The sequence below is a fragment of the Klebsiella sp. CN_Kp073 genome (genome assembly GCF_040065495.2).
Classification (GTDB): Bacteria; Pseudomonadota; Gammaproteobacteria; order Enterobacterales; family Enterobacteriaceae; genus Klebsiella; species Klebsiella aerogenes.
The window spans coordinates 3,745,012-3,771,470 of record NZ_CM198051.1 but is presented as its reverse complement, the minus strand read 5'-3'; the positions used below and the strand labels follow the sequence as shown (position 1 = coordinate 3,771,470).

The following is a 26,459-nucleotide window of genomic DNA, read 5'->3' as shown; positions in this document are numbered from 1 at the left end:
CTTAACGTCCTGTTTATGTTGCGTCGAGGCGAACGGATTACTATTACTTATCGTAATAAATTTGAAGTGATATCGTGAATTATCATTACTATAGCTAAATATACAATTAACCCCTACTTAATGTATACCAAGCGATCGCTTTCCGCCAGATCCTTTTGTGTCCTTAAGCTTCTGGCGGAAATGCGTTATTTTTTACTGCTGCTTTTACCCATCATCACCTGCAGTTTCTCTTTATCGGGTAATCCCACCACCTGCTGCAGCATGCTGTCTTTATTCATATAGTAAATAGCCGGGGTGGCGTTAGCGCCGAGGTCATCCATCAACTGCTGATTGATATTTAGCGTCCTCATCAAGTCCGCAGGGATATCTGCCGGGACGTTGAGCTTCATTTTGCCGTTGGACTGTTCGTAATCATGCCAGGTTTGCGCCGGGTTTTTGCTTGCCAGAATCGCTGCCGCGGTGGCCGGGCTCTCAGGTTTTATCACGCCGACCAATAAGGTACGCAGTTGCACCTTACCGGATTCAACCCACGGCCGCGCCTGTTGCCAGAACTGTTTACAATAAGGACAGAAAGGGTCGGCAAACACATAAAGGACGATGGGGGCCTCTTTTTTGCCTTCCAGCAGCCAGTTAGCGGACTCGAGTTTTTTCCACATCGCCTGTCCCGCCGGGGTATAGAGCTCTTTCTGGAAAAGCTGTTCGCTCAGATTGTTGCCGTTTTCGTCGTACATGTAGCCGGAAATGGCGTGTTTACCGTCGGGAGTGAGATAAATAGCAACGCCCATATCCTGATACTTCCCGAGCCAGCCTTTGACGCCGCCCGGCGCCTCAAAGGGCTTAATGATAGTAATACCCTGTTTCTCTATTGCTTTTACGGGGGCGGGGAGGTCTTCGGCATAGCTACATAACGGCAGCAGGCTCAGGAAAAGTAGTCGTTTTAACATGAGTATTCCTTTTAAATCAGAAGATAATGCGAAGTAGTGGTCAAACCTATCGCAGTCATAGATAAGACCTGCCGGGCGTTTGGTTGCCCTTTAGTTCGGCGAATGATGTAATCCCTCATGCTGTTACATTAAGGTGTAGAGCGCAACATATTGCCAGCCATTCTGGCGCTGAAGCTACCTGCGGGTATTTCAGGTAACGGGGCCGCCTGAGAGGGCGGCCTTTTTACTTTCAGCGAAATGAGGCGAAAAACGGAGAAAAACCGCGATCGCGAAGGCAGGTTCACAAAGTTGTCTTGTTACGGTTGTTAGATAACGCTTATTGATTTGATAATGCAAACGCATTGGTCGAGTCAGGAAAAATTCGTTAACTTAGACCTCAACAAAAACACGGAGGAAGTATCGATGTCTTTAATTAATACCAAAATCAAACCTTTCAAAAACCAGGCATTCAAAAACGGTGAATTCATCGAAGTTACCGAAAAAGATACTGAAGGCCGCTGGAGCGTCTTCTTCTTCTACCCGGCTGACTTCACTTTCGTTTGCCCGACCGAGCTGGGCGACGTGGCTGACCATTACGAAGAGCTGCAGAAACTGGGCGTAGATGTGTACTCTGTTTCTACCGACACCCACTTCACCCACAAAGCGTGGCACAGCAGCTCTGACACCATCGCTAAAATCAAATACGCGATGATCGGCGACCCGACTGGCGCCCTGACCCGTAACTTCGACAACATGCGTGAAGATGAAGGTCTGGCTGACCGCGCGACCTTCGTCGTTGACCCGCAGGGTATCATCCAGGCAATCGAAGTTACCGCTGAAGGTATCGGCCGTGATGCGTCTGACCTGCTGCGTAAAATCAAGGCTGCTCAGTACGTTGCTTCCCACCCAGGCGAAGTGTGCCCGGCTAAGTGGAAAGAAGGTGAAGCGACCCTGGCTCCTTCTTTAGATCTGGTTGGCAAGATCTAATTCGTTTTATTCCCGCTAATCAACGGGCGTACCCGCGCCCGTTTTATTCCAACACCATGATGCAAGCGCATTCAGGCTGCCCGATAAAGGCCGCTTGCATGATGATGTTTTAAGCCCAGGAGATAAAAATGCTCGACACCAACATGAAAACCCAGCTCAAGGCCTATCTTGAGAAGCTGACCAAACCTGTTGAGCTGATTGCCACGCTGGATGACAGCGCTAAATCGGCAGAGATCAAGGAACTGTTGGCTGAAATCGCTGAACTGTCAGACAAAGTCACCTTTAAAGAAGACAACACGCTGGCGGTACGTAAGCCATCGTTCCTGATTACTAATCCAGGTTCTAACCAGGGGCCGCGTTTCGCAGGTTCTCCTCTGGGACATGAATTCACCTCATTAGTGCTGGCGCTGCTGTGGACCGGCGGTCATCCGTCGAAAGAAGCCCAGTCGCTGCTCGAGCAGATCCGCAATCTTGACGGTGATTTTGAATTTGAGACCTACTACTCGCTCTCTTGCCACAACTGTCCGGACGTGGTGCAGGCGTTGAACCTGATGGCGGTGCTTAACCCACGCATCAAACACACGGCGATTGATGGCGGAACCTTCCAGAATGAAATCACTGAACGCAACGTGATGGGTGTTCCGGCGGTGTTTGTGAATGGTCAGGAATTTGGTCAAGGCCGTATGACGCTGACTGAAATCGTTGCCAAAGTGGATACCGGCGCGGAAAAACGTGCGGCGGAAGAGCTGAACAAACGTGATGCTTATGACGTTTTGATTGTTGGTTCCGGCCCGTCTGGCGCCGCGGCGGCTGTTTACTCCGCGCGTAAAGGCATTCGTACCGGCCTGATGGGCGAACGTTTCGGCGGTCAGGTGCTGGATACCGTAGATATCGAAAACTATATTTCCGTACCGAAAACCGAAGGTCAAAAGTTGGCCGGCGCGCTGAAAGCGCACGTCAGTGAATATGATGTTGATGTGATTGATTCACAAAGCGCGGCAAAACTGATCCCGGCAGCTGTCGAAGGCGGCCTGCATCAGATTGAAACCGCCTCCGGCGCGGTGCTGAAAGCGCGCAGCGTGATCATCGCAACCGGCGCTAAATGGCGTAACATGAACGTCCCGGGTGAAGACCAATACCGGACTAAAGGCGTAACCTACTGCCCGCACTGTGACGGCCCGCTGTTTAAAGGTAAACGCGTGGCGGTGATTGGCGGCGGTAACTCCGGCGTTGAAGCGGCGATCGATCTGGCGGGCGTCGTTGAACACGTAACGCTACTGGAATTCGCACCAGAAATGAAAGCCGACCAGGTGCTGCAGGACAAAGTACGCAGCCTGAAAAATGTCGATATTATTCTCAACGCCCAGACCACCGAAGTGGTTGGCGATGGCAGTAAGGTGACGGGGCTGCAGTACCGCGACCGCGTCAGCGGCGATGAGCATCATGTCGCGTTAGCCGGTATTTTTGTCCAGATCGGTTTGTTGCCGAATACCAACTGGCTGGAAGGTACGGTTGAGCGTAACCGCATGGGTGAAATCATCATTGATGCCAAATGTGAAACCAACGTGAAAGGCGTGTTTGCGGCCGGCGACTGTACTACCGTGCCGTACAAACAAATTATTATCGCCACTGGCGAAGGCGCGAAAGCTTCTTTGAGCTCATTCGATTATCTGATTCGCACCAAAACCGCATAATCATAAAAAGTTGTAAGACATTCCCTGCACACAGCAAAGAGGCGACCTTGTGGTCGCCTCTTTTTTTTTGCTTATTTCACCGTTCCGTTATCTCACGACCATTACCGGAATATGCGCATGACGGATGACGCTTGAGGCGTTTGAACCCAGCAAATGGGTGCTGATCGACGGATTGCGTGAGCCAATCACCACTACGTCAGCTTTTATTTCATTGGCCAGTTCATTAACCATATCGCGGACGTTGCCGAAACGCACATGGCTCTTAATACGAGAGGGGTCGATGCTAAAATGGCCGACCATGGTCTGTAAGCGGGTCTCCGCTTCATGCTGCAGATGCTCTTCAAAGCGGCGCAGATCGGCAGTAAAACGGCTCATGGTGAAACTCGATGAACCGGGTAACACGTGAAGCAAATGAATAATGCCGTCCTGTTGGGCGAGAAACTCTGCATGGCGGACAGCCTTGTCGCTCAGCTCCATTTCAAAGACATCAACCGGCATAATGATAGTTTTATACATATGCATTTCTCCTTGTTTGTCTGTTTCTATATCAACATATTATACAAGGATAATGTGGCATTCAGGTCGCAAAACTGTATGCCCCGTCACGGGATGAGGTAAAAATTTGTCATAGCGGGAGGGAAACAGAAAGAGGATGGCGAGGCATCCTCTGAATAAAGCGTCAAACGCCTCAGGCAGCGGGAAACTTAGCGATGGAATTCGCCTGCGGCTTCCGGCTGGTACAACAATTCCAGTACTTCCAGGTGTGCCGATGCGCCACCGGGTAACTCCCAGTGAATGGAGGTGCCGACTTTCAGCCCAAGCAGCGCCGCGCCAACCGGCGCCAGAACGGAAAGCTGAGTGGCGCTATCGGTCGCCTGAGCCGGGAAGACCAGGGTCCGCACGCGCTCTTCACCGCTGGTTAAATCGCGGAAGCGGACTTTGCTGTTCATGCTCACGACATCGTGCGGCATCGCTTCCGGCGCCAACATTTGCGCGCGATCCAGTTCGTCGTTCAGGGCATCGGCGACCGGCGAATTCGCGTAAGCCGGTTGCTCAAGCAGTCTATCGATACGTTCAGCATCGAATTCATTAATAATGATTGCGGGTCTGGTCATTGCATACTCCATGTTATCCAGGAACCTTTTCCGTAAAAGAAAACCCTCGCCGAAAGGGGCAAGGGTTAATGTCCCTTCATCATACTGAGACTTGCCTGATGTTTGAAGTGATTAAGCGCACATTCAGCGCATCGTGAGCAAAAGCAGATGAAGTGGACGATAAGATTGCTGGTCCTGCTATCAAGAACCCACTTTATCCAGCACAAACTGCTTCGCACAGTTGCCCGGATGCGGCTGAGGCAGGAACGAATCTGCGCCCAACGGGGCATTGATAGCGCCAGCTTTAATGGAAATTTGCATTTCCGTTAAATAAGCCGGGTTGCCGTCGCAGGTTAATTTAAAGGCTTTGACGTTTTGCGCGCCATACGCTTTGGCGACGGCGGCATCAAAATCGCTACGGCTAACGGTTTGTCCGTAGTGCTTCGCCAGGAAATCACCGATTGCGCTTTGCTTCACTTCGCCATTCAGGCGCACCATCGTGCCGAAGTAGTTATCCGGATCGAAGCCGAAACAGACGCCATGCTTGGCATACTCATAGCGTTCCAGACAAGAGTTCCCACCGGAACCCGGCATCACGCTGTTCAGCTTATTCGCCATTTCCAGCGACAGCCCGGTTTCCGCCGCCTGGCATTTACGCCCGGCTTTGACTTCCGGCATATTGGGGATAGGGCGCGTCGCGCAGCCATAGCGCATCCAGCGGCGCTCGTCGACGCCGCGCGAGGCGATCGACTTCGGCAGGCCCGGCCACAGGCCATGTACCGTCAGAAAATCGGCTTTATTACGTTCGTCCTGCTGTAGCCGACACTCCTCAGGCTCATTACGGTTACTATCCAGCATGCTTTGACAAAAACCGGTTTGCCAGGACAGTGCCAGCACGTAACGATCGAAATCACCGTATTTCGTCGCGGTAAGCGGTTCTGCGCCAACCTGCGTTGCGCCGAGTAAAAGGGCAATGGCGACGACATCCTTCCTGAACATTTTTATTCCTGATAGTGGGAGATGATTAATTGCTGGGATTTATTAAAGCATAAAAAAGGCGCCTGCTGGCGCCTTTTCAGTGTGGTTTGTGGTTTATTGAATCGCGGCGCCGGGGACCAGAATCTCGGTGGCGATGATCACCACCAACAGACCGACGATAACGGGAACCGAGGTGCGTTTAACGACTTCGAACGGAGAAATCTTCGCCATTCCCGCCACCGCGACCACCACGCCGGAAACCGGTGAAATAGTGCGGCCCAGATTCGACGCCTGCAGCATAGGGATCGACAGGTAGGCCGGGTTGATGCCGGAAGAGTGGGCAAGTTTCGGGATCATCTCAACGAAGGCGTAAAACGGCGCGTTGCCGGAACCGGTGGTCATCGCTGCCAGCATGGTCAGGATCACCAGCACCAGCATCAGAATGATACTGGCGGAACCGAACGAGGTGGCTATGGAGATAAGACCGTCGATAAAACCGATAGTGCTCAGCCCCTGGGCAAATACGCCCGCCGCGACCAATAGCATGACGACGCTGGCGAAGGCGTCAGCCATGCCGCGATAGGCGGCCTCCAGCCCGGCGAAGACCTTTTTTGTATCGAAACTGCGCAGAAATTCCAGTATCGAAGCCAGTACCATACAGAGCACCAGAATAGTGATGATGTGTAGCTCTGGCCCCCATTTGCCGTCAAAAATCAGCACCCCGATAATTGGCGTGAAAGGCAAAATGGCGTACAGCGCCGGGGCGGTGGTGGTTATCTCATTGACGTCGAGCATCTCGTGTGAGGCGTTCTCTTTTTTATCGAGGTAGCGCTGCCAGAAGAAGTGAGCGATAGCCATACAGACGATAGCGGCAATCGAGATAGGTAAAGTGGTTTTGAAAGCGAAATCTATCAGCGGCATTTCGGCAGCTTTGGCGGCCAGCACGACGTCACCGGAGGTCGGCGACAGGATCAACGCGGCAGGGGAGGCGCAAATCGCCGCCGCGGCGCCGCGGCTAATGCCGACGTTGACCATTACCGGGAACAGCGTCGCCATCAGCAGCACGCCGAGGCCGGTCGCCGAGGAGACCGCCAGCGACATCAGACAGGCGAGGAAGTAGGCGGCAATCATCAACAGATAAGGCGAGTTAATATATCGCAGCGGTTTAGAGGCCAGTTTAACCACCATATCGTTAGCGCCGATATGGGTCATGTAGGTGGCGAAACCGCAGAGCATCATTATCATCATGCCGAGGTCGCCGCCGCGGCTCATGAGCAGTATTTTAATATACTCAAAGATATCGGTCGCGGTATAACCCGTGCTGGCGGCGCTAGCCGGGAGAACCTTATGCCCCATGATGGCGCTGGCAATAAGCAAGATTAAACCGCCGACAAACAGCACGCCTGTCGCAGAATAGCCTTTTATAATGTAGCGGGCGACGCCCACAATAACCACGACCCCGATAAGGATCTCAACAAGCGTAAGCATACTTTACCCCTAAGCCATTAACCCAAAGAATCTGCTGATATCTAAAGCACTACAAAAATTAAGTGAGGGAATGTGCCCAAAAAACGGGCAGAACTTGCTGACCCAAATCAATAAAATACTGAGAATTGACTAATCGGAACCCGTGGCGCGGCTAACATCACAAAAGTCGTCTACCAGAGTGAAGTTTTTGCCACGGCGCAATTCAGGATTTTACCTTATTCCGTTAACAGTCTATTAAGATTACATTTGTTACTTTACTTCGTTTTTAAAATTGAAATCGGTAATAGAGAAGTGTTGAAACTACGCCAATTTGCATTGTTTATTGTCGCGCTGTCCGGCCTGTTGCTGTCGTCCGGCTATGCTAACGCTTCGTTCTCGTCAACGATCCGTGATGGCTACAATACGCTGACGGACAATGTCGCACAAACCTGGAACGAGCCTGAGCACTACGATCTGTACGTTCCGGCGATCACCTGGCACGCCCGCTTTGCCTATGACAAAGAGAAAACCGACAAGTATAACGAACGTCCGTGGGGCGCGGGTTTTGGCATGTCGCGTTGGGACGATAAAGGTAACTGGCACGGCCTGTATCTGATGGCGTTTAAAGATTCCTTTAATAAGTGGGAGCCGATTGGCGGCTATGGCTGGGAGAAAACCTGGCGTCCGCTAGCCGATGACAACTTCCACCTTGGCCTTGGTTACACCCTTGGCGTAACGGCGCGCGACAACTGGAACTATATCCCGATCCCGGTGGTGCTGCCCCTGGCCTCGATTGGCTACGGTCCGGCGACGTTCCAGATGACCTACATCCCCGGTACTTATAACAACGGCAACGTTTATTTTGCCTGGGCGCGCATACAGTTTTAATCGTTATAACGTAGTGACAAAAGTGATAAGTTCTTTGTCTTGTTGAAAAACAATGACTAACGTAACTGTCGGCTATAAAGATAGAGACTTTTATCACTTTTTAAGAAAGTTACGCTGGACAAAAGGCATCACAATTGATGTACTGGTATCCGACACAGCATTAGTGTCGTTTTTTAATTTAAAGGTAATTTTGATGTCTAAGATTAAAGGTAACGTTAAGTGGTTTAATGAGTCCAAAGGATTCGGTTTCATTACTCCGGAAGATGGCAGCAAAGATGTATTCGTACACTTCTCTGCAATCCAGTCCAACGGTTTCAAAACTCTGGCTGAAGGTCAGCGCGTAGAGTTCGAAATCACTAACGGTGCCAAAGGCCCTTCTGCTGCAAACGTAATGGCTATCTAACCAACACGTCAGTAGAATATAAAAACCCGCTCATAGCGGGTTTTTTTTTGCCTGACGTTAACGGGCGGCTGACTGTGAAAACAGCCAGAATGCCGTCGCGGTCATGGCGAAAGAACCAAGCAGGTTGACGAGAACGTTTAGCAACGCCCAGCTGAAACGTCCCTGCTGGAGCAGAAACACGACCTCCGCGGAAAAGGTGGAGAAGGTAGTCAGGCCACCGCAGAAGCCGGTGGTAATAAGCAGTTTCCACATCGGATCAACATGCGTCAGGCGATTGAACCACGCCAACCCGGCGCCGATTATAAATGCGCCCAGCAGGTTAGCGACTAGCGTGCCAATGGGAATTGCATGATGCATTGGGTTAAATTTCATGCCCAGCCACCAGCGCAACACGCTGCCGGTTCCGCCGCCAACAAAAACGGCTAAAAGGAGTTGTAACACGGTCATTTCCTGCTATTTGGTTAGGTAGAGGGTCGAGTGTAGCGCGACAAAGGCGCTTTTGGCTATGGATTCGCAAGTGGGAGAAAGAGATGCGGGTAGCAGCAGGGCAATTCGCCGTCACGGCGCAGTGGCAAACTAATGCGCAGATCTGCGTTGAGCTGATGCGTCAGGCGGCAGACTGCGGCGCTTCGTTACTGGTCTTGCCTGAGGCGTTACTGGCGCGGGCCGATAACGATCCGGATATGTCGGTAAAATCAGCGCAGGCGCTGGGCGGCGGTTTCATGCAGCAACTGCTGGCCGAAAGCCGGCGTAATGACTTAACCACGATATTAACGCTGCACGTGCCCTCTGCTGAAGGGCGCGCGAGCAATACGCTGGTGGCGATATGCCGAGGGGCAATTTGCGCACAATACCAGAAGCTCCATTTGTACGATGCGTTTAATATGCAGGAGTCACGGCTGGTGGATGCCGGTGAGCAAATCCCTCCTTTAATAGAGGTAAATGGGATGCGAATCGGCTTAATGACCTGCTACGATTTACGCTTTCCCGAATTAGCGCTATCGTTAGCGTTACAGGGGGCCGATGTCCTGGTGCTGCCGACCGCCTGGGTTCGCGGGCCTATGAAGGAACATCACTGGGCGACGCTGCTGGCGGCAAGGGCGCTGGATACTACCTGCTATATTATTGCGGCAGGCGAGTGCGGAACGCGTAATATCGGCCAGAGCCGGATTATCGATCCGCTCGGTACCACTATTGCTGGCGCCGCCGCTCAACCGCAGCTGATTTTTGCTGAGATATCCGCAGATTATATTCGTCAGGTGCGTGAGAGTTTGCCGGTGCTGCGTAATCGCAGATTTGCGCCACCGCAATTATTGTGACGTTTTTTTAAACAAGGCTTGATTCACCTTGTTACAGATTGCTATTGTGTCGGCGCGTCAAATAGCCGTTAATTGTATGCGTATATGTGTATGATGGCGTATTCGCAGCTTGAGCTTGTATAGAGAAGAAGGTTAGCTATGGGTGAGATTAGTATTACCAAACTGCTGGTAGTCGCAGCGCTGATTATTTTAGTGTTTGGTACCAAAAAATTACGCACGCTGGGTGGAGACCTGGGTTCGGCTATCAAAGGCTTCAAGAAAGCCATGAATGATGACGATGACAGTGCCAAAAAGACCAGCGCTGAGGAAGAAGCGCCGGCACAGAAACTCTCTCATAAAGAGTAATTAATCACGGGCTCCCGATGAACGGGGGCGCGTCGCGGCCGGGTGTGAAGCTCTGGCGGCAAAGAGGCGGCAGCGTATTCGTTGTCGCCTTTTTTATTGCCGGTACTCTGGCGATGAAAAGATGAAACGAAGTGTGACAACGGGAAGTTGGAAGTTGGGGGGAACTGGAGAAATCAGGCCGCCGCGAACGACGGCCAGAGAAAGGCAGAGGTTATTTTACTTCCATACCTTTTGCCTGCAGATCGGCATGATAGGAAGAGCGGACGAACGGGCCGCAGGCGGCATGGGTAAAGCCCATTGCCATGGCTTCAGCTTTCATCTCTTCAAACTCTTCCGGGCTGACGTAGCGCTGTACCGGCAGGTGGTGGCGGCTCGGCTGCAGATACTGACCCAGCGTCAGCATGGTAACGCCATGACGGCGCAGATCGCGCATCACTTCGATGATCTCTTCATTGGTTTCGCCAAGACCGACCATCAGACCCGATTTGGTCGGGATTTCCGGATGCGCTTCTTTAAAGCGCTCCAGTAGCTTCAGCGACCAGTTATAATCTGCGCCCGGACGTACCTGACGATACAGGCGCGGTACGTTTTCCAGGTTGTGGTTAAACACATCCGGCGGCGTCACTTTCAGGATATCCAGCGCGCGATCCATACGACCACGGAAATCCGGTACCAGCGTTTCAATTTTGATATTCGGGCTCTTCTCGCGGATAGCGCTGATGCAGTCGGCGAAATGCTGCGCGCCGCCGTCACGAAGATCGTCGCGGTCAACGGAAGTCACCACCACATAGCGCAGCCCCATATCGGCGATGGTTTGCGCCAGTTTTTGCGGCTCGTTGGCATCAGGCGTCACCGGACGACCGTGGGCCACATCGCAGAATGGGCAACGGCGAGTACAGATAGCGCCGAGGATCATAAAGGTCGCGGTGCCGTGGTTGAAGCACTCGGCAAGGTTCGGGCAAGAGGCTTCTTCGCACACGGAGTGCAGGCCATTCTTACGCATCGCTGCCTTGATCCCCTGAATACGGGACGAGTCAGCCGGAAGTTTGATTTTCATCCATTCCGGTTTTCTGAGCAGAGCTTCACGCTCAGTTGCCACGTTTTTCACCGGGATAAGGGCCATTTTATCGGCGTCGCGGTACTTAACACCGCGTTCCATCACAATGGGTTTACTCATAGCGTGCGTGTTCCAGTTGCGAGTCACGAAGGAAAGCGAATTAATTCAATCAAATGTTGTATTTATCAACTATTTTTGAACTAAGAACAGGCAGTATATCATTGATACGGGGTTGAAAGCAGCCTGGTTGCCCGGCAAATTGTAAAATAGTTGTTGTTTTATCCTTTTCCCTCGCGTGCGGTTAGCGGGAATAAGTTTGCAGAATAGTGTCGATAATCTCTTTCAGTAACGGCTCCTGGGCGCTTTGCCGGTTGTAATGTAGCGAGAAATCAATGCGCTGGTCTTGTAACGGCGGGAAAGGCATCGCCTGTAGAGGCCAGATCTTCGCCACCAGCGCGAACATACTCTCAGGCGTCAGCCCCAGCAAATCGCTATTATTCATCATCGCCGCCTGAGTCAACAGGTTATAGCTGCTAAAACCGCACCTCCGTTCCCCGATGAATTCATCAAGTTGCCGATGCAGGGCAGGGTAGCGCTGTCCTTCCGGCAGCAGCAGCGCAAACTCAAACTGCTGTAGATTTTCCCGCGTCAGCGGAAGAGGCAAAATTGGGTGATTTTCGCGGCAAAACATAACAACCGGCTCGGAAAACAGCACCTGATGCGCAATGGCCAGCCCGCTATGGTTATAGGTATCGATTAGCAAATCAACCTGCCGCTGGTTGAGCTGGCTGGCGGCATCGGTAATCGCAATATTGTGCAGCAATACTTGAGGAAACCGCGCTTTTAACGCGTTGGCGATGGTTGGCATCACCAATGCGCCGATGGTCGGCGCGGTAGCGATGGTGAGCACGCGCTGCTGCTGCGAGCTGCTGCCCAAATCCAGCGCATTGAGAAAGGCTTCCATCCCCTGGCTGATATATTGATGCAGGTGAGTCGCAAAAGCCGTCGGCGTCACCCCCTGTCCTTTTCGAATAAAGAGAGGGTCGGGGAACAGAGCCCGTAGTTAATTGATCGACTGGCTAATGGCCGAAGGCGTGATATTGAGCACCTTCGCCGCATTGACGATGCCTTTATGCACGTACACGGCTTCGAAGATAGTTAACAGATTAAGATCGATATTACGCAGAATACGAAAGATCTGCCGATCTTCTGGCTGTTCGTTGTTTTCCAATGGGGGATGATTGTCGGCCACTCGCGGATCCGGTCGTTGGGTCATAGGCTTATTATAGCGGGCGATGATGTGGCGTTGCGTGACAATTGATTGCAAATATGAAGTATTAATAAGGAGTTGCGCTCTGAAGGTTCAGAGCGCGGTGCGCATCAAGCGGCGACATATTCATGCGGTGGGTTGTTCAGCAGCGCCAGCAGGTTGGCGACCAGCCGCGGCGCGACGTTTTCTGTAGCGGCCTGCGGCTGCCACTGGCGCATTTGCGTCATCTCCATGCCGGCATAGCCACACGGATTAATACGCAGGAACGGCGTCAAATCCATTGCCACATTCAGCGCCAGCCCGTGGAAAGAACAACCTTTACGAATACGCAGTCCCAGCGAGCAGATTTTCTGTTCACCAACGTAAACTCCCGGCGCATCGGCGCGAGGATGAGATTCAATCTGATACTCCGCCAGCGTATTGACCACGGTCTGCTCCAGCAGCGTCACTAATTCGCGCACGCCGAGTTTACGCCGTTTAAGATTCAGCAAGACATACATCACCTGTTGGCCTGGCCCGTGATAGGTCACCTGGCCGCCGCGGTCGCTCTGAATGACCGGGATATCACCGGGTACCAGTACGTGTTCGGCTTTGCCGGCCTGACCCTGAGTAAACACCGGGTGATGTTCTACCAGCCAGATTTCATCCAGCGTCGTGTCGTCACGACTGTCGGTAAATTCATGCATTGCCTGCGAGATGGGTTCGTAAGGTTGCAGGCCGAGTTGTCGAATAAGAATGGTATTGTGCTGCAAAACAACGTCTCCGCCGAGAGGGATGACTTAAGTGGGGAGAGTATATCACAGCGAAAGAAGGAGAATTACCCGGCGCTTGAGGCCGGGTAAGGCGAGGGATTACAGCACCATCCGCACGATTTCGATATTGCCCAACTCTTCGTACAGGGCTTCGACCTGTTCGATGTGGGTGGCGTTGATGGTGATGGAGACCGAGTGGTAGTTACCTTTGCTGCTCGGTTTTACTGACGGAGAGTAATCACCAGGCGCATGGCGCTGTACCACTTCCACCACCTGATCAACCAGCTCAGGCAACGCCTGCCCCATTACTTTGTAAGTAAATGGCGTAGGGAATTCAAGCAGTTCGTTAAGTTTGGTTTTCATGTCAGCTCCGGTGTGACGACTAAAATAATAACTCCCACGTGATGTGGGAGTTATCAGGTTTCTTTGATGAATAGTATATGGGGATAGAAATCACACTTTCAAGTGTTCAATTTTTAACCAAACCAGTGATGGAACATTAACTTAATGTAATCAATGATTTTGCCGAAGAAATTCCCTTCCGGAATTTCCTGCAGCACCACTAACGGACGCTGATCGATAGTTTTGCCATCCAGCTGGAAGTTAATGGTACCGACCACCTGGTTTTTCTGCAGCGGCGCGTGCAGTTCGGTGTTGTTCAGTACATAGCTGGCTTTCAGGTCTTTCATGCGCCCGCGCGGGATAGTCAGATAGACGTCTTTATCTACGCCCAGAGAAGCGCGATCGCTATCGCCGAACCAGGCCGGTTCAGAGGCGAACTCTTTACCTGCTTTAATGGGGTTCACGGTTTCGAAGAAGCGGAAGCCCCAGGTCAGCAGTTTCTTGCTTTCGGACTCACGACCTTTGTAAGTACGCCCGCCCATCACCGCGGAGATCAGGCGCATCTGGCCTTCGGTAGCGGAGGCAACCAGGTTGTAGCCGGCTTTGTCGGTATGCCCGGTTTTAATGCCATCGACGTTGAGGCTGTTATCCCACAGCAGGCCGTTACGGTTCAGCTGGCGAATACCGTTGAAGGTGAACTCTTTTTCGCGGTAGATGGAATACTCATTCGGTACGTCGCGGATCAGCGCCTGGCCGATCAGCGCCATGTCACGCGCGGAACTGTACTGGCCGTCGGCGTCCAGGCCGTGAACGGTCTGGAAATGGGTATTTTTCAGGCCCAACGCGTTTACGTAGTTGTTCATCAGGCTGACAAACGCGTCCTGGCTGCCGGCGACGTAGTCGGCCATCGCCACGCAGGCATCGTTACCGGATTGCAGGTTGATGCCGCGGATCAGCTGCGAAACCGGCACCTGCATGCCCGGCTTCAGGAACATCAGGGAAGAACCTTTAAACACCGGGTTACCGGTTGCCCACGCGTCGTTACCCACGGTGACCAGATCGGATTCTTTGAATTTGCCCGCCTTCATGGCCTGGCCTATGACATAGCTGGTCATCATTTTGGTCAGGCTCGCCGGATCGCGGCGGGCGTCGGCGTTGTTTTCCGCCAGCACTTTACCTGAGTTGTAATCGATAAGAACCCAGGATTCAGCATCGATCTGCGGAGCGCCTGGGATCATGGTTTTCATATTCAGGTCATCGGCGCGGGCAGCGGTAGACAGTGCCGCAACGGAGAGGGCCGTAACGAGTAAACGAGCGGTGAAAGAGGTCTTCATGGTTAGAACAACGGCATCCGTGATGAAATTAAAAAAGTGCCTTACTATAACAAATGCGTTTCGCAGCGGCATCCGACATTGCATATGACTTTGTTAACGACTTTTACATATGCTGTGGCGGGAGATACCGCGGCGTCACGTTTAGTTGGCGCGAGTAATAAATGATTGTAGCTGCGCTTCGTTTTGCAGACGCTGTTGTACCGTCGTCGCTTGCGACTTACTGGCAAATGGACCCAGTTGAATCCGCCATACGGCGCCGTTTTGCATCACACGGCCGGGAACGGCGAACTGTTGGCTCAGGCGCTGCTGATATTGCTGGGCGCGAGCCTGGTCGCTAACGGCGCCGACCTGCACGACGAACTCACCGCTGGTGCCGGCGTTTGGCGCGGCAACAGCGGCGGTTGCTGCTGTTGCGGTCGCGGCAGGCGCGACGCTACCTTGAATCGAGCCAGGCGCGGTAACCGGCGCGCTGGGCGTTGCAGGCGTTGCGGCGACGGCGGCAGGCGCAGCAGTAGCGGGTTCGCTACCTTCCAGTACGCCATTATTCAGCGGCGTCGGCGCGCCGAGGAATCCACTACCGTTAACCGGCGCGCCCACGTTATCTTCAGGCTTAAGCGTTGAGTTGCTAATGGCATGAACGTTTGATTGGTCGGCCGGTGAGATGGCCGCGGAACCATCGCCATCAAGGTTTGGACGCGAAGGCAAGGCATAGGTCTGTTTGGCGACGGTGGTGCACGCCATACCAGGGCCGGATAACGCGCCGTCCTGAGAGACAATAATCGGATCGATACGAACTTTAGTATTGTTAGAAGTGTTCAGGCGGTCGGCTGAGGCGCTGGACAGGGAAATGACCCGGTCATTGCCGTACGGGCCACGATCGTTAATGCGCACTACGATCATCCGGCCATTGGCCAGGTTAGTGATACGCGCATAGCTTGGGATAGGCAACGTAGGATGCGCGGCGGTAAGCTGTGTCGGATCGAACGCTTCGCCAGAGGCGGTCAGGTTGCTGTTCGGTTCGGCATCATAAATTGCCGCCAGACCGGTCTGGGTGAAGTTAGCCGGATCCTGGACGATTTTATAGCTTTTGCCGTCGCGCTCATAATCCTGATTGGCCGTGGCATTCAGCGTTTCGAAATGCGGATCGGCGCCGCTGATTTCTACCGTCGGACCATTACAGACAGCCGGCTGCGGGACGCTAACCGTCTTCTGCTGAACGTCTTCACCTGAACATGCCGCCAGCAGCCCTGCTGCTATGCAGATCCCCAGCCATTGCTTACGCATTGCGAACCCCTTAAACGCTTTTCGACAACATTTTTCTGTGGGTATGGATCGACATAACGATACCAAACCCGGCCATCAATACGATTAGGGCTGAGCCCCCGTAGCTGACCAGCGGCAAAGGTACCCCCACCACCGGCAAAATACCACTTACCATACCAATATTTACGAAGACATAAACGAATAAAATCAACATTAAACCGCCTGCCATGACGCGGCCAAAGGTGGTTTGCGCCTGGGCGGCGATCCATAGTCCGCGCATGATAAGCAAAATGTACAATGCCAGCAGGATCAACACCCCGATGAGCCCCAGCTCTTCCGCCAGTACGGCGAAGATAAAGTCGGTATGGCGCTCCGGCAGGAATTCGAGCTGCGACTGAGTACCATGCAACCAGCCTTTACCGCGTAATCCGCCGGAACCAATAGCGATTTTGGACTGAATAATATGATAGCCCGCGCCCAGCGGATCGGTCTCCGGATCGAGCAGCATCATTACGCGCTGACGCTGGTAGTCGTGCATCAGGAAGAACCATAAAATCGGAATAAAGGCGGCGACAAGTACCACCGCGATGCCGATTAAGCGCCAGCTCAGGCCGGAGAGGAACAGAACAAACAGGCCGGAGAGGGCGATCAAAATAGAAGTGCCGAGGTCTGGCTGCGCCGCAACCAGCAGGGTCGGCAGGAAGATCAGGACCAGCGCGATGGCGGTATTCTTCAGTGAAGGCGGACAGACATCGCGGTTTATGAACCGCGCCACCATCAGCGGCACCGCTATTTTGGCAATCTCCGAGGGCTGAAAACGAACAATACCGAGATCGAGCCAGCGCTGTGCGCCTTTGGAGATAGCGCCGAAGGCGTCTACGGCAACCAGCAAAATAATACAGAAAATATACAGGTAGGGCGCCCAGCCCTCATATACCCGCGGCGGGATCTGCGCCATCACGATCATAATCACCACGCCCATGGCGATTTGGCCGATTTTGCGCTCCATCATGCCTACGTCCTGGCCGCTGGCGCTCCAGATAACCAGCGCGCTGTAGGTGAGCAGCGCCAGCAGAATGAGCAGCATCGTTGGGTCAAGATGGATTTTATCCCATAGCGATTTTTTGTTCGGATTATCGGTCATTATTGATCCTCCCCCGCCGTCACCGCCGGGTTCTCACTCGGCAGATTGGTGTTGTTATCACCCAGCATGATGTGATCAAGGATCTGGCGCATAATGGTACCGACCGCCGGGCCGGCGCCGCCATTCTCCAGGATCATCGCCACCGCGACCTGGGGGTTGTTGTAAGGCGCAAACGCCGTCATGAGCTTGTGGTCACGCAGACGCTCGGAAATTCGGTGCGCGTTATAGGTTTCGTTGGCTTTCAGGCCGAATACCTGCGCGGTACCGGACTTCGCCGCAATCTTATACGGCGCGCTGGCAAAGTATTTGTGCGCGGTACCGTTGCCGCGGTTGGCAACGCCATACATCCCGTCTTTAGCGATTTCCCAATAGCCGGAATGAATATCGCCGACCGGCGGTTCATGCGGCTGAACCCACGGTACCTGTTTACCGTCTTCAAGCGTGCTTTGCAGCAGGTGAGGGACTTTAACCACACCGTCATTTATCAGGATCATCAGCGCTTTGTTCATCTGAATCGGCGTAGCGGTCCAGTAGCCCTGGCCGATACCGACCGGGATGGTGTCGCCCTGGTACCAGGGTTTCTTAAAGCGCTTGAGCTTCCATTCGCGAGTGGGCATGTTACCGGAGCGCTCTTCCGCCAGGTCGACGCCGGTGTAGTCGCCGTAGCCGAATTTACTCATCCATTCGGAAAGGCGGTCGATGCCCATATCATAGGCGACCTGATAGAAATAGGTATCCGCGGACTCTTCCAGCGCTTTAGTGACGTTCAGGTGACCGTGGCCCCATTTTTTCCAGTCGCGATAGCGTTTTTCCGATCCAGGCAACTGCCACCAGCCGGGGTCGAACAGACTGGTATTGCGGGTAATGACGCCGGCGCTTAAGGCCGAGACGGCGACGTAGGGTTTTACCGTCGAGGCGGGTGGATAGACCCCCTGTGTGGCGCGGTTAACCAGCGGGGTATTCGGATCGTTGAGGAGTCCGGAATAATCTTTGCTGGAGATACCATCGACAAACAGGTTGGGATCGTAGCTCGGGGTTGAAACCAGCGCCAGAATCGCGCCGCTGCGCGGGTCGGTGACCACTACCGCCGCGCGGCTGCCCGCCAGCAGCGTTTCGATATACTGCTGCAGCTTCAAATCAAGGGTTAAGTAGATATCGCGTCCGGCCTGCGGAGGCACTTCTTTTAACTGGCGAATAACGCGGCCGCGGTTGTTGACTTCAACCTCTTCATAACCGGTTTGCCCGTGCAGCACGTCTTCATAATAGCGCTCGATTCCCAGCTTACCGATGTCGTGGGTCGACGCGTAGTTAGCCAGCTTGCCCTCTTTATCCAGGCGATCGACATCTTTATCGTTAATTTTAGAGACGTAGCCGATAACGTGGGTCAGGGCGGAGTTATAGGGATAGTAGCGGCGCTTGTAGCCTTTGACTTCGACGCCGGGGAAGCGGTACTGGTTTACGGCGAAGCGCGCCACCTGGACTTCATTAAGATTGACCTTCACCGGAATCGAGGTGAAGCGGTGAGAGCGCGCGCGCTCTTTTTTAAAGCCGGCAATGTCGTCGTCGGTCAGGTCGACGACGTCGCGCAGCGCATCCAGCGTCTGCTGCACGTTATCGACTTTTTCCGGCATCATCTCTAACTGATAGATGGTGCGGTTCAGCGCCAGCGGTGTGCCGTTGCGATCGTAGATAATACCTCGGCTGGGCGGAATGGGGACCAGCTTAATACGGTTTTCATTGGAACGCGTTTGATAGTCGTTGAAACGGACAATCTGTACGTTGTAGAGGTTGGCAATCAGCACGCCGGTAAGCAACAAAATGCCCGTAAAAGCGACCAGCGCCCGGCGTACAAACAGCGAGGATTCAGCCGTATAGTCGCGGAAAGAATTCTGTAATTTCATTCGCTGCTTAGTCTACCCAGGTCATCATTACTCACGGTGGTAAGGGTGGTTAGTCGTAATGCTCCACGCACGATACAGGCTCTCAGCCACCAGCACGCGAACTAACGGGTGAGGCAACGTGAGCGTGGAAAGGGACCAACTCTGTTCCGCTGCCGCTTTGCAGGCCGGAGAGAGACCTTCCGGGCCGCCAATGAGTAAACTGACGTCCCGGCCATCCTGCTTCCAGCGTTCCAGTTCTCGCGCCAGCTGCGGCGTATCCCAGGGCTTACCGGGAATATCCAGGGTCACGATACGGTTCTTGCCTGCGGCCGCCAGCATCATTTCGCCCTCTTTTTCGAGGATGCGTTTGATATCGGCATTTTTTCCGCGCTTACCGGCAGGGATCTCTACCAGTTCGAACGGCATATCTTTTGGAAAACGGCGCAGATATTCGCTAAAGCCGGTCTGAACCCAGTCCGGCATTTTGGTGCCAACGGCCACCAATTGTAGCTTCACGCATTAACTCCAGAGTTTTTCCAGCTCGTACAAACGACGACTCTCTTCCTGCATGACGTGAACCATTACGTCGCCCAGATCGACCACGATCCAGTCGGCGGCGGCTTCACCTTCAACGCCCAGCGGCAGCATTCCGGCGGCGCGGGATTCCTGCACCACATGGTCGGCGATGGACATCACGTGGCGCGTAGACGTGCCGGTGCAAATAATCATGCAATCGGTGATGCTGGATTTGCCATGTACATCAATGGCGACGATGTCCTGACCTTTCAGGTCATCAATTTTGTCGATAACAAAATCCTGGAGTGCTTTACCCTGCAAGTGTTCCCCCTGGGTGCGTGAAGAGTGATAACAATAACGAGCCTGACAGTATACCCGAAGTCATGGCAATGTCGGGAGAAAAGTCAGCTTTCAGCCCTTGAAAGCGGGCTATCATCCCATCCCTTGCCGACGAATGCATCGCCATTTTTGTAAAACAATTTCTGCAAGATGCGTATAGCGGGTGTAGCCTGGCTGCGGAGAATAGCAGCCTGCTCGGGGCTGTCAATGGGCGGTCATGAATTCTTATTCCGCGCGCCACTGCGCCTGGCTATTTAATACCCGCAGGGTTGTAAAATCGTCGCGTCGTTCGATAAGGCTCCAGCAGCCGTGGGCGAGGGGAAAATGCCACATTGCTGAGGCAGGCATCTGCAATAAGAGTGCGATTAACAGGCTTAAAGCGCCCTGGTGGCCGACGATCAGCAGGTTATCCCGCGGCTGATATTGCCCGAGGGTGGCGACAAAAGCCGCGATACGCTGCGCGAAGGCCTGGAAGCTTTCGCCGTTGGTCGGTGCGGCGTGTTGCCAGTCTTTGCACCATGCGGCGTAGTTCTGCGGATCTTCTTTTTGCAGATCGCGATGGTGGCGCATTTCCCAATCGCCAAAAAACATCTCATTCAACGAAGGAATCACTTGCCGTGGGATTAGCCGACCAGCGAGCACCAGGTCGGCGGTATGCTGGGTTCTCTCCAGCTCGCTGCACAATACCAGCTCGAAAGGTACCTCCCGCAGACAGTCACCCAGCGAGCACGCCTGCTGGATACCGCGTTCGGTGAGCGGGGTGGGAGCGTGACCGCTATACAGCCCGTCGACGTTAGCCTGCGTTTCGCCGTGGCGAACCAGCCATAATTTCATGATGCACTCCGTGGAAATCGCGTAGCGTAACGATATCCCTGCAGCGGGTTCTCAGCAATAGAGCTTCTGCTGGTGAATGTAGTCCAGCACGGCCTCGGGCAGCATATCGGCGCAGGAGACCCCCTGCTGCAGACGCTGACGAATCAGCGTGGCGGAAATATCGAACCACGGCGTTTCCGCAAGATAGATAGCGCCGGCGGGGCGGTTATGTAACAGCTCGATATCGTGGGTGAGATGTTTATCGAGCCATTGCTGATCTTTTTCGCGCTTCATCGCCAGTGGATATCCCGGACGACGGCAGACGATCAGATGGGCGTTATCGAGGATCGTGGCGTAGTTATGCCAGGTGGGGAAGGTCAACAGCGAATCCTGACCAATAATAAACGCCAGCGGCCGGTCAGGACCCTGTTCCTGTCGCCACTCCTGCAACGTTTGCGCCGTCCAGGAGAGGGTATCGCGCCGCAGCTCGCGCTCATCGAGGACAAACAGCGGTTTATCCGCTATCGCCAGCTCGAGCATATGTACGCGCTGGGCGCTGGTGGCCTCCGGCTGCGGACGATGCGGCGGGACGTTATTGGGGACGATGATCACCCGGTTAAGACCGATCTGGTTCGCCAGAATTTCTACCGGCTTCAGGTGGCCATAATGCACCGGATCGAAGGTGCCGCCGTACATCGCCTGCAACTGAGTCATATCAACCATCAATGAAAACGTCCGCCAGCGCTTTATGGCAGAGCAGTAACGAAAGACTTTCCAGCTCGGGCCATATTGACTGGCCATAATCTTGTTTGAAGGTGAGCTCGGCGCGGGTTAATAACGTGACGGCCTGGCGCAGTTGCTCGGCGCTGAGGCGCGTGAGCGCGTCACCCACCAGTTGACGGCGGTTCTGCCAGACCCGGTGTTTATCAAACAGCGTACGCAGCGGCGTATGCGCCGACTGGCGCTTCAGGTTCACCAGCAGCAGCAGTTCGCGCTGCAGCGTGCGCAGCAAAATGGCGGGTTCGCAGCCTTCAAGGCGCAGTTGCTGCAGGACGTGCAGTACGCGCTTGCTCTTGCCGGCCAGCAGGGCATCGACCCAGTGATATGGCGTGAAGTGGGCGGCATCATTCACCGCCTGTTCAACGCGAGGCAACGTCAGCTTGCCGTCAGGCCACAGCAGCGAGAGCCGCTCCAGCGCCTGCGCTAACGCCAGCAGATTACCTTCATAGCAGTAGCACAGCAGTTGGCTGGCGGCTTCATCTAATTGCAGCTTGTTCTGCTTAGCGCGGGCGGCCAGCCAGCGCGGTAGCTGCGCGTATTCCGGCGTCTGACAGCTGACCTGTACGGCGCGGCTGGCAAGCGCGGTCACCCATGCTGCGTTTTCCTGGGCTTTGGTAAGCTTATTGCCGCGGACAATCAGCAGCAGATCTTCATGCAGCATACCGACCAGCGTGGCTAGCTGTTCGTTAATCGCCGCATTCGGACCGTTTTCCGGCAGAATAAGCAGAAGCGTCTGGCGGCTGGAAAAGAGGCTCAGCGCCTGACTTAAGGAGAAAAGGGCGGGCCAGTCGGTGCTGGCATCGATGGTCGCGGTGTGATGTTCGGTAAAGCCCTGGGCGGCCGCGGCTTCGCGGATGGCATCCTGGCTTTCCTGTAACAACAGCGGATCGTTACCAAGCAATAAATACGCCGCGCGCAGCCCTTCAGTGAGCTGCGCGCGGAGTTGTTCCGGGTACAACCGAATCATCAGTTACCCAGCGTAGTGGAAACGCGGTTGCCGGAGGTAGAGGCGGCCGGGGTTCCAGACACCGGTTGCTCAGCCTCTTTGGTGGCTTCGACATCCGCAACATGCACGCTCGGCAATTTGCGGATCAGCTGCTCCGCGGCCTTGTCGTACATCTCACGAATAATCATGTCCTGCTCGGCATCTTTCGCCAGCGCCGCCTGCGGGTTATCGAAGAATGAACGATAAACCTTGGTATTGATTGGGTAAATGTCATGACCCGGGATCAATACGGTGGCGTTAACGGTCAGCACCATCTGGTATTCAGCAGTACGACCATCCTGGAAAATGGATGCCGTATCTTTCTGAATGGATGAGTTACCCAGACGCAGGGACGGAACGTCCTTACGCAGCGTATCGGCATCGATCAGCTCAACGCCATTCAAACGCAGCTGATTACGTACCGCACGGCTTAACGGACCGTTCGGATCGCTTGACTGGAAAATCATAGTTTTCATTGTGGTTGGAACCTGCGTATTGCTACGCAGATGCCAGCCGCAACCGGCGGTGATTAACACCGCCAGAGATAACAGCATTGTTGCCAGATATCGCACGCTTCCTCCCGCGCTTAGCCAACGACCAGATTGAGCAGTTTGCCCGGAACGTAAATCACTTTACGTACGGTCACGCCTTCAAGGTATTTTGCGACCAGATGTTCCTGGCCTGCACGTTCACGAACCTGCTCCTCGGTTGCATCTACCGCAACGGTAATTTTACCACGAACTTTACCGTTTACCTGGACGACGACCAGAGTCGTGTTTTCAACCATTGCACTTTCGTCCGCTACCGGCCACGGCGCGTTGTCGATATCGCCTTCGCCGCCCAGTTCTTGCCACAGGGTGAAGCAGGCATGCGGGGTGAACGGGTTGAGCATACGTACGACTGCCAGCAGAGCCTCACGCATCAGCGCGCGATCCTGCTCGCCTTCCTGCGGCGCTTTCGCCAGTTTGTTCATCAGCTCCATCACCGCGGCAATGGCGGTATTGAAGGTCTGACGACGGCCGATATCATCGGTCACTTTGGCAATCGTTTTATGCACGTCGCGACGCAGCGCTTGCTGATCTTCGCTGAGGCTTGCCACATCCAGAGCGACAGCCGGGCCCTGAGAGGTATGCTCGTAAACCAGTTTCCAGACGCGTTTCAGGAAGCGGTTCGCGCCTTCTACGCCGGATTCCTGCCACTCCAGGGTCATTTCCGCCGGAGACGCGAACATCATGAACAGACGTACGGTATCCGCGCCGTAGCGTTCAACCATCACCTGCGGGTCGATACCGTTGTTCTTCGACTTGGACATTTTGCTCATGCCGGTGTACACCAGCTCGCGGCCCTGCGGATCGAAGGCTTTAACGATGCGGCCTTTTTCATCACGCTCAACGGTAGCGTCAATCGGTGATACCCAGTTACGCTCGCCGTTTTCGCCGACGTAGTAGAACGCATCGGCCAGTACCATGCCCTGGCACAGCAGCTGTTTGGCTGGCTCATCGGAGTTCACCATACCGGCATCGCGCATCAGCTTGTGGAAGAAGCGGAAATAGAGCAGGTGCATAATGGCGTGTTCGATACCGCCGATATAGATATCCACCGGCAGCCAGTAGTTCGCGGCATTCGGGTCCAGCATGCCTTTATCGTACTGCGGGCAGGTATAGCGCGCGTAGTACCAGGAAGACTCCATAAAGGTGTCAAAGGTGTCGGTTTCACGCAGCGCCGGCATGCCGTTAACGGTGGTTTTCGCCCACTCCGGGTCGGCTTTGATCGGGCTGGTGATGCCGTCCATGACCACGTCTTCCGGCAGGATTACCGGCAGCTGATCTTCCGGCGTCGGCATCACGGTACCGTCTTCCAGGGTCACCATCGGAATTGGCGCGCCCCAGTAACGCTGGCGGGAAACCCCCCAGTCGCGCAGACGATAGTTAACTTTACGCTCGCCAACGCCCATCGCGGCCAATTTATCGGCGATGGCGTTGAAGCCCGCTTCGTAATCCAGGCCGCTAAATTCGCCGGAATTAAACAGCACGCCTTTTTCAGTCAGCGCCTGCTCGGAGAGATCCGGCTCGGAGCCGTCGGCGGCGAGGATAACCGGCTTGATGTTCAGGCCGTATTTGCTGGCAAACTCGTAGTCGCGCTGGTCGTGACCCGGAACGGCCATCACCGCGCCGGTACCGTACTCCATCAGCACGAAGTTCGCCGCCCATACCGGAATCGCTTCGCCGGTCAGCGGGTGAATAGCTTTAAAGCCGGTGTCGACGCCTTTTTTCTCCATTGTCGCCATGTCGGCTTCGGCAACTTTGGTGTTACGGCATTCGTCAATAAAGGCGGCCAGCGCCGGATTGTTAGCCGCAGCCTGCTGGGCCAACGGGTGACCGGCAGCGACCGCCAGGTAGGTGCAGCCCATAAAGGTATCCGGGCGGGTGGTGTAGACGGTCAGCTTATCGGCGTAGTCGTTGACGTCAAAGGAGATTTCCACCCCTTCAGAGCGGCCGATCCAGTTGCGCTGCATGGTCTTAACGGTGTCTGGCCAGTGGTCCAGATTGTCCAGATCGTTGAGCAGTTCATCGGCGTAGGCGGTGATTTTAATAAACCACTGCGGGATTTCTTTACGCTCAACCTTGGTGTCGCAGCGCCAGCAGCAGCCGTCGATAACCTGTTCGTTAGCCAGCACGGTCTGGTCATTCGGACACCAGTTGACCGCGGAGGTTTTCTTGTACACCAGGCCTTTTTTATACAGCTCGGTGAAGAATTTTTGCTCCCAGCGGTAGTATTCCGGGGTGCAGGTCGCAATTTCACGGCTCCAGTCATAGCCGAAGCCCAGCTTTTTCAGCTGGTTTTTCATGTATGCGATGTTGTCGTAGGTCCACGGCGCCGGGGCGGTATTGTTTTTCACCGCCGCGCCTTCCGCAGGCAGACCAAACGCATCCCAACCGATCGGCTGCAGGACGTTTTTGCCCAGCATGCGCTGATAGCGCGCGATGACGTCGCCGATGGTGTAGTTACGCACGTGACCCATGTGTAGTCGACCAGAAGGATAAGGAAGCATCGACAGGCAGTAATACTTCTCTTTGCTCTCGTCTTCAGTTACTTCAAATGTACGATTTTCGTCCCAGTGAAGCTGGACTTTCGATTCTATCTCTTCCGGGCGGTATTGCTCTTGCATGGCAGCCAGTGGTCCTGTTTTCAATACAGCTACAAAATGTAGCCAATGGATGTGTTATTTCAGATCGGCATAGCATAGCCCAAACGTCCACGTCAAAACAGCCTTTCGCACATTAACATCGGCAAAAGCGAAGCAGAATTTTTCACGACTCTGTGGCGCGGCTGGCAAAGCAAACCGCAGATAACGTCTATTATTAGAAGCAGTTAATCACACCGGAGGCGAAATGATGAACAAGGTTGCTCAATATTACCGGGAACTGGTCTCCTCGCTCAGTGAACGGCTGCGCAATGGAGAGCGTGACATTGACGCGCTGGTGAAGCAGGCGAGGGAGAAAATCACCCAGGCAGGCGATCTGACGCAGAGCGAGGTCGAGTCGCTGATCGCGGCGGTAAAGCGCGATTTAGAAGAATTTGCCCGCAGCTACGAAGAGAGCCATGAAGACGATAGCGACAGCGTCTTTATGCGGGTCATCAAAGAGAGCCTGTGGCAGGAACTTGCGGATATTACGGATAAAACGCAGCTTGAATGGCGCGAAGTATTCCAGGACCTGAACCACCACGGGGTTTATCACAGTGGAGAGGTGGTGGGGCTGGGTAATCTGGTATGCGAAAAGTGTCATTACCATCTGGCGGTGTACACACCGGATGTGCTGCCGCGCTGCCCAAAATGTGGGCATGACCAGTTCCAGCGTCGACCCTTTGAACCGTAATCGGTAAA

At 54.1% G+C, this 26,459-nt stretch carries 27 protein-coding genes and 1 pseudogene; 7 read left to right on the top strand and 21 right to left on the bottom strand.

Annotation, left to right across the window (positions count from 1 at the left end; translation table 11 throughout):
• Positions 1-185: 185 nt before the first annotated feature.
• Positions 186-944, bottom strand: coding sequence for a thiol:disulfide interchange protein DsbG (dsbG, locus tag ABLV66_RS18345; protein WP_348876264.1), 759 nt, complete (start codon positions 942-944; stop codon positions 186-188).
• Positions 945-1,346: 402 nt separating this feature from the next.
• Here dsbG and ahpC point away from each other — a divergent pair, with 402 nt between their 5' ends.
• Complete coding sequence (ahpC, locus tag ABLV66_RS18340) at positions 1,347-1,910, top strand: alkyl hydroperoxide reductase subunit C (protein ID WP_004859485.1); 564 nt, start codon at positions 1,347-1,349, stop codon at positions 1,908-1,910.
• A gap of 128 nt (positions 1,911-2,038) precedes the next feature.
• Positions 2,039-3,604 (top strand): alkyl hydroperoxide reductase subunit F, encoded by a 1,566-nt coding sequence (gene ahpF / locus ABLV66_RS18335; protein WP_045392939.1) that lies wholly within the window; start codon positions 2,039-2,041, stop codon positions 3,602-3,604.
• Positions 3,605-3,691: 87 nt separating this feature from the next.
• Here ahpF and uspG read toward each other — a convergent pair whose 3' ends face one another.
• The 4 genes from uspG to dcuC form a co-directional block, all read right to left on the bottom strand.
• The gene (gene uspG, locus ABLV66_RS18330) at positions 3,692-4,120 is read right to left on the bottom strand and encodes a universal stress protein UspG (RefSeq protein ID WP_015367746.1); all 429 of its coding nucleotides are present in this window, start codon (positions 4,118-4,120) and stop codon (positions 3,692-3,694) included.
• 188 nt (positions 4,121-4,308) lie between these two features.
• Entirely contained in the window at positions 4,309-4,719 is a 411-nt protein-coding gene (gene rnk, locus ABLV66_RS18325; protein ID WP_015367745.1) for a nucleoside diphosphate kinase regulator, read from the bottom strand.
• A gap of 180 nt (positions 4,720-4,899) precedes the next feature.
• Positions 4,900-5,697, bottom strand: a complete 798-nt coding sequence (gene rna, locus ABLV66_RS18320; RefSeq protein WP_045392942.1) for a ribonuclease I — start codon at positions 5,695-5,697, stop codon at positions 4,900-4,902.
• A gap of 93 nt (positions 5,698-5,790) precedes the next feature.
• The gene (gene dcuC, locus ABLV66_RS18315) at positions 5,791-7,164 is read right to left on the bottom strand and encodes an anaerobic C4-dicarboxylate transporter DcuC (RefSeq protein WP_045392945.1); all 1,374 of its coding nucleotides are present in this window, start codon (positions 7,162-7,164) and stop codon (positions 5,791-5,793) included.
• 291 nt (positions 7,165-7,455) lie between these two features.
• Between dcuC and pagP the strand changes: the two genes are divergently transcribed.
• Complete coding sequence (gene pagP / locus ABLV66_RS18310) at positions 7,456-8,031, top strand: lipid IV(A) palmitoyltransferase PagP (RefSeq protein WP_161799856.1); 576 nt, start codon at positions 7,456-7,458, stop codon at positions 8,029-8,031.
• A gap of 193 nt (positions 8,032-8,224) precedes the next feature.
• Complete coding sequence (gene cspE / locus ABLV66_RS18305) at positions 8,225-8,434, top strand: transcription antiterminator/RNA stability regulator CspE (protein WP_012542460.1); 210 nt, start codon at positions 8,225-8,227, stop codon at positions 8,432-8,434.
• 57 nt (positions 8,435-8,491) lie between these two features.
• Here cspE and crcB read toward each other — a convergent pair whose 3' ends face one another.
• The gene (gene crcB / locus ABLV66_RS18300) at positions 8,492-8,875 is read right to left on the bottom strand and encodes a fluoride efflux transporter CrcB (RefSeq protein WP_045381622.1); all 384 of its coding nucleotides are present in this window, start codon (positions 8,873-8,875) and stop codon (positions 8,492-8,494) included.
• A gap of 89 nt (positions 8,876-8,964) precedes the next feature.
• Here crcB and ABLV66_RS18295 point away from each other — a divergent pair, with 89 nt between their 5' ends.
• Complete coding sequence (locus tag ABLV66_RS18295; protein ID WP_348876263.1) at positions 8,965-9,753, top strand: deaminated glutathione amidase; 789 nt, start codon at positions 8,965-8,967, stop codon at positions 9,751-9,753.
• A gap of 138 nt (positions 9,754-9,891) precedes the next feature.
• The gene (tatE, locus tag ABLV66_RS18290; RefSeq protein ID WP_045381457.1) at positions 9,892-10,098 is read left to right on the top strand and encodes a twin-arginine translocase subunit TatE; all 207 of its coding nucleotides are present in this window, start codon (positions 9,892-9,894) and stop codon (positions 10,096-10,098) included.
• A 211-nt stretch (positions 10,099-10,309) separates the two neighbouring features.
• Here tatE and lipA read toward each other — a convergent pair whose 3' ends face one another.
• The 15 genes and pseudogenes from lipA to leuS all read right to left on the bottom strand — a co-directional run bounded on the left by lipA (position 10,310) and on the right by leuS (position 25,742).
• Entirely contained in the window at positions 10,310-11,275 is a 966-nt protein-coding gene (lipA, locus tag ABLV66_RS18285; RefSeq protein WP_015367739.1) for a lipoyl synthase, read from the bottom strand.
• Positions 11,276-11,456: 181 nt separating this feature from the next.
• Positions 11,457-12,353: pseudogene (locus ABLV66_RS18280) on the bottom strand (YbeF family transcriptional regulator).
• 182 nt (positions 12,354-12,535) lie between these two features.
• Complete coding sequence (gene lipB / locus ABLV66_RS18275; protein WP_047049299.1) at positions 12,536-13,177, bottom strand: lipoyl(octanoyl) transferase LipB; 642 nt, start codon at positions 13,175-13,177, stop codon at positions 12,536-12,538.
• A 99-nt stretch (positions 13,178-13,276) separates the two neighbouring features.
• Positions 13,277-13,540, bottom strand: a complete 264-nt coding sequence (gene ybeD / locus ABLV66_RS18270; RefSeq protein WP_015367736.1) for a DUF493 family protein YbeD — start codon at positions 13,538-13,540, stop codon at positions 13,277-13,279.
• Positions 13,541-13,653: 113 nt separating this feature from the next.
• A complete protein-coding gene (gene dacA / locus ABLV66_RS18265; protein WP_015367735.1) occupies positions 13,654-14,853 on the bottom strand; it encodes a D-alanyl-D-alanine carboxypeptidase DacA in 1,200 nt (399 codons plus the stop codon).
• A gap of 141 nt (positions 14,854-14,994) precedes the next feature.
• Complete coding sequence (gene rlpA, locus ABLV66_RS18260) at positions 14,995-16,137, bottom strand: endolytic peptidoglycan transglycosylase RlpA (protein WP_348876262.1); 1,143 nt, start codon at positions 16,135-16,137, stop codon at positions 14,995-14,997.
• A gap of 10 nt (positions 16,138-16,147) precedes the next feature.
• The gene (mrdB, locus tag ABLV66_RS18255) at positions 16,148-17,260 is read right to left on the bottom strand and encodes a peptidoglycan glycosyltransferase MrdB (protein WP_008805635.1); all 1,113 of its coding nucleotides are present in this window, start codon (positions 17,258-17,260) and stop codon (positions 16,148-16,150) included.
• Positions 17,260-19,161, bottom strand: coding sequence for a peptidoglycan DD-transpeptidase MrdA (mrdA, locus tag ABLV66_RS18250; protein ID WP_045381467.1), 1,902 nt, complete (start codon positions 19,159-19,161; stop codon positions 17,260-17,262). The genes mrdB and mrdA overlap by 1 nt, the downstream gene beginning before the upstream one ends.
• A gap of 27 nt (positions 19,162-19,188) precedes the next feature.
• The gene (rlmH, locus tag ABLV66_RS18245) at positions 19,189-19,656 is read right to left on the bottom strand and encodes a 23S rRNA (pseudouridine(1915)-N(3))-methyltransferase RlmH (protein ID WP_015367732.1); all 468 of its coding nucleotides are present in this window, start codon (positions 19,654-19,656) and stop codon (positions 19,189-19,191) included.
• A gap of 3 nt (positions 19,657-19,659) precedes the next feature.
• Positions 19,660-19,977 (bottom strand): ribosome silencing factor, encoded by a 318-nt coding sequence (gene rsfS / locus ABLV66_RS18240; protein WP_002894623.1) that lies wholly within the window; start codon positions 19,975-19,977, stop codon positions 19,660-19,662.
• A 243-nt stretch (positions 19,978-20,220) separates the two neighbouring features.
• Positions 20,221-20,829: an adenosylcobalamin/alpha-ribazole phosphatase gene (locus tag ABLV66_RS18235; protein ID WP_047049293.1), complete on the bottom strand. Its 609-nt coding sequence runs from the start codon at positions 20,827-20,829 to the stop codon at positions 20,221-20,223.
• A 51-nt stretch (positions 20,830-20,880) separates the two neighbouring features.
• Positions 20,881-21,531 carry a nicotinate-nucleotide adenylyltransferase gene (gene nadD / locus ABLV66_RS18230; protein ID WP_348876261.1) on the bottom strand — a complete coding sequence of 217 codons (651 nt, stop codon included), beginning with the start codon at positions 21,529-21,531 and terminating at the stop codon, positions 20,881-20,883.
• Entirely contained in the window at positions 21,524-22,555 is a 1,032-nt protein-coding gene (gene holA / locus ABLV66_RS18225; RefSeq protein WP_047049285.1) for a DNA polymerase III subunit delta, read from the bottom strand. The genes nadD and holA overlap by 8 nt, the downstream gene beginning before the upstream one ends.
• Positions 22,555-23,145: an LPS assembly lipoprotein LptE gene (gene lptE, locus ABLV66_RS18220; RefSeq protein WP_047049282.1), complete on the bottom strand. Its 591-nt coding sequence runs from the start codon at positions 23,143-23,145 to the stop codon at positions 22,555-22,557. Before lptE ends, holA begins: the two co-directional genes overlap by 1 nt.
• A 14-nt stretch (positions 23,146-23,159) precedes the next feature.
• Positions 23,160-25,742: a leucine--tRNA ligase gene (leuS, locus tag ABLV66_RS18215; protein ID WP_015704739.1), complete on the bottom strand. Its 2,583-nt coding sequence runs from the start codon at positions 25,740-25,742 to the stop codon at positions 23,160-23,162.
• Between the two features lie 226 nt (positions 25,743-25,968).
• Between leuS and ABLV66_RS18210 the strand changes: the two genes are divergently transcribed.
• A complete protein-coding gene (locus tag ABLV66_RS18210; protein WP_045393055.1) occupies positions 25,969-26,451 on the top strand; it encodes a zinc ribbon-containing protein in 483 nt (160 codons plus the stop codon).
• The last annotated feature ends 8 nt before the right edge of the window (positions 26,452-26,459 follow it).

What these genes read in the sequence shown, in the direction of transcription:
- dsbG (WP_348876264.1), bottom strand. Translation starts at nt 944, where the DNA reads ATGTTAAAACGACTACTTTTCCTGAGCCTGCTGCCGTTATGTAGCTAT.
- ahpC (WP_004859485.1), top strand. Translation starts at nt 1,347, where the DNA reads ATGTCTTTAATTAATACCAAAATCAAACCTTTCAAAAACCAGGCATTC.
- ahpF (WP_045392939.1), top strand. Translation starts at nt 2,039, where the DNA reads ATGCTCGACACCAACATGAAAACCCAGCTCAAGGCCTATCTTGAGAAG.
- uspG (WP_015367746.1), bottom strand. Translation starts at nt 4,120, where the DNA reads ATGTATAAAACTATCATTATGCCGGTTGATGTCTTTGAAATGGAGCTG.
- rnk (WP_015367745.1), bottom strand. Translation starts at nt 4,719, where the DNA reads ATGACCAGACCCGCAATCATTATTAATGAATTCGATGCTGAACGTATC.
- rna (WP_045392942.1), bottom strand. Translation starts at nt 5,697, where the DNA reads ATGTTCAGGAAGGATGTCGTCGCCATTGCCCTTTTACTCGGCGCAACG.
- dcuC (WP_045392945.1), bottom strand. Translation starts at nt 7,164, where the DNA reads ATGCTTACGCTTGTTGAGATCCTTATCGGGGTCGTGGTTATTGTGGGC.
- cspE (WP_012542460.1), top strand. Translation starts at nt 8,225, where the DNA reads ATGTCTAAGATTAAAGGTAACGTTAAGTGGTTTAATGAGTCCAAAGGA.
- ABLV66_RS18295 (WP_348876263.1), top strand. Translation starts at nt 8,965, where the DNA reads ATGCGGGTAGCAGCAGGGCAATTCGCCGTCACGGCGCAGTGGCAAACT.
- tatE (WP_045381457.1), top strand. Translation starts at nt 9,892, where the DNA reads ATGGGTGAGATTAGTATTACCAAACTGCTGGTAGTCGCAGCGCTGATT.
- lipA (WP_015367739.1), bottom strand. Translation starts at nt 11,275, where the DNA reads ATGAGTAAACCCATTGTGATGGAACGCGGTGTTAAGTACCGCGACGCC.
- ybeD (WP_015367736.1), bottom strand. Translation starts at nt 13,540, where the DNA reads ATGAAAACCAAACTTAACGAACTGCTTGAATTCCCTACGCCATTTACT.
- dacA (WP_015367735.1), bottom strand. Translation starts at nt 14,853, where the DNA reads ATGAAGACCTCTTTCACCGCTCGTTTACTCGTTACGGCCCTCTCCGTT.
- rlpA (WP_348876262.1), bottom strand. Translation starts at nt 16,137, where the DNA reads ATGCGTAAGCAATGGCTGGGGATCTGCATAGCAGCAGGGCTGCTGGCG.
- mrdB (WP_008805635.1), bottom strand. Translation starts at nt 17,260, where the DNA reads ATGACCGATAATCCGAACAAAAAATCGCTATGGGATAAAATCCATCTT.
- mrdA (WP_045381467.1), bottom strand. Translation starts at nt 19,161, where the DNA reads ATGAAATTACAGAATTCTTTCCGCGACTATACGGCTGAATCCTCGCTG.
- ABLV66_RS18235 (WP_047049293.1), bottom strand. Translation starts at nt 20,829, where the DNA reads ATGAAATTATGGCTGGTTCGCCACGGCGAAACGCAGGCTAACGTCGAC.
- nadD (WP_348876261.1), bottom strand. Translation starts at nt 21,531, where the DNA reads ATGGTTGATATGACTCAGTTGCAGGCGATGTACGGCGGCACCTTCGAT.
- holA (WP_047049285.1), bottom strand. Translation starts at nt 22,555, where the DNA reads ATGATTCGGTTGTACCCGGAACAACTCCGCGCGCAGCTCACTGAAGGG.
- leuS (WP_015704739.1), bottom strand. Translation starts at nt 25,742, where the DNA reads ATGCAAGAGCAATACCGCCCGGAAGAGATAGAATCGAAAGTCCAGCTT.
- ABLV66_RS18210 (WP_045393055.1), top strand. Translation starts at nt 25,969, where the DNA reads ATGAACAAGGTTGCTCAATATTACCGGGAACTGGTCTCCTCGCTCAGT.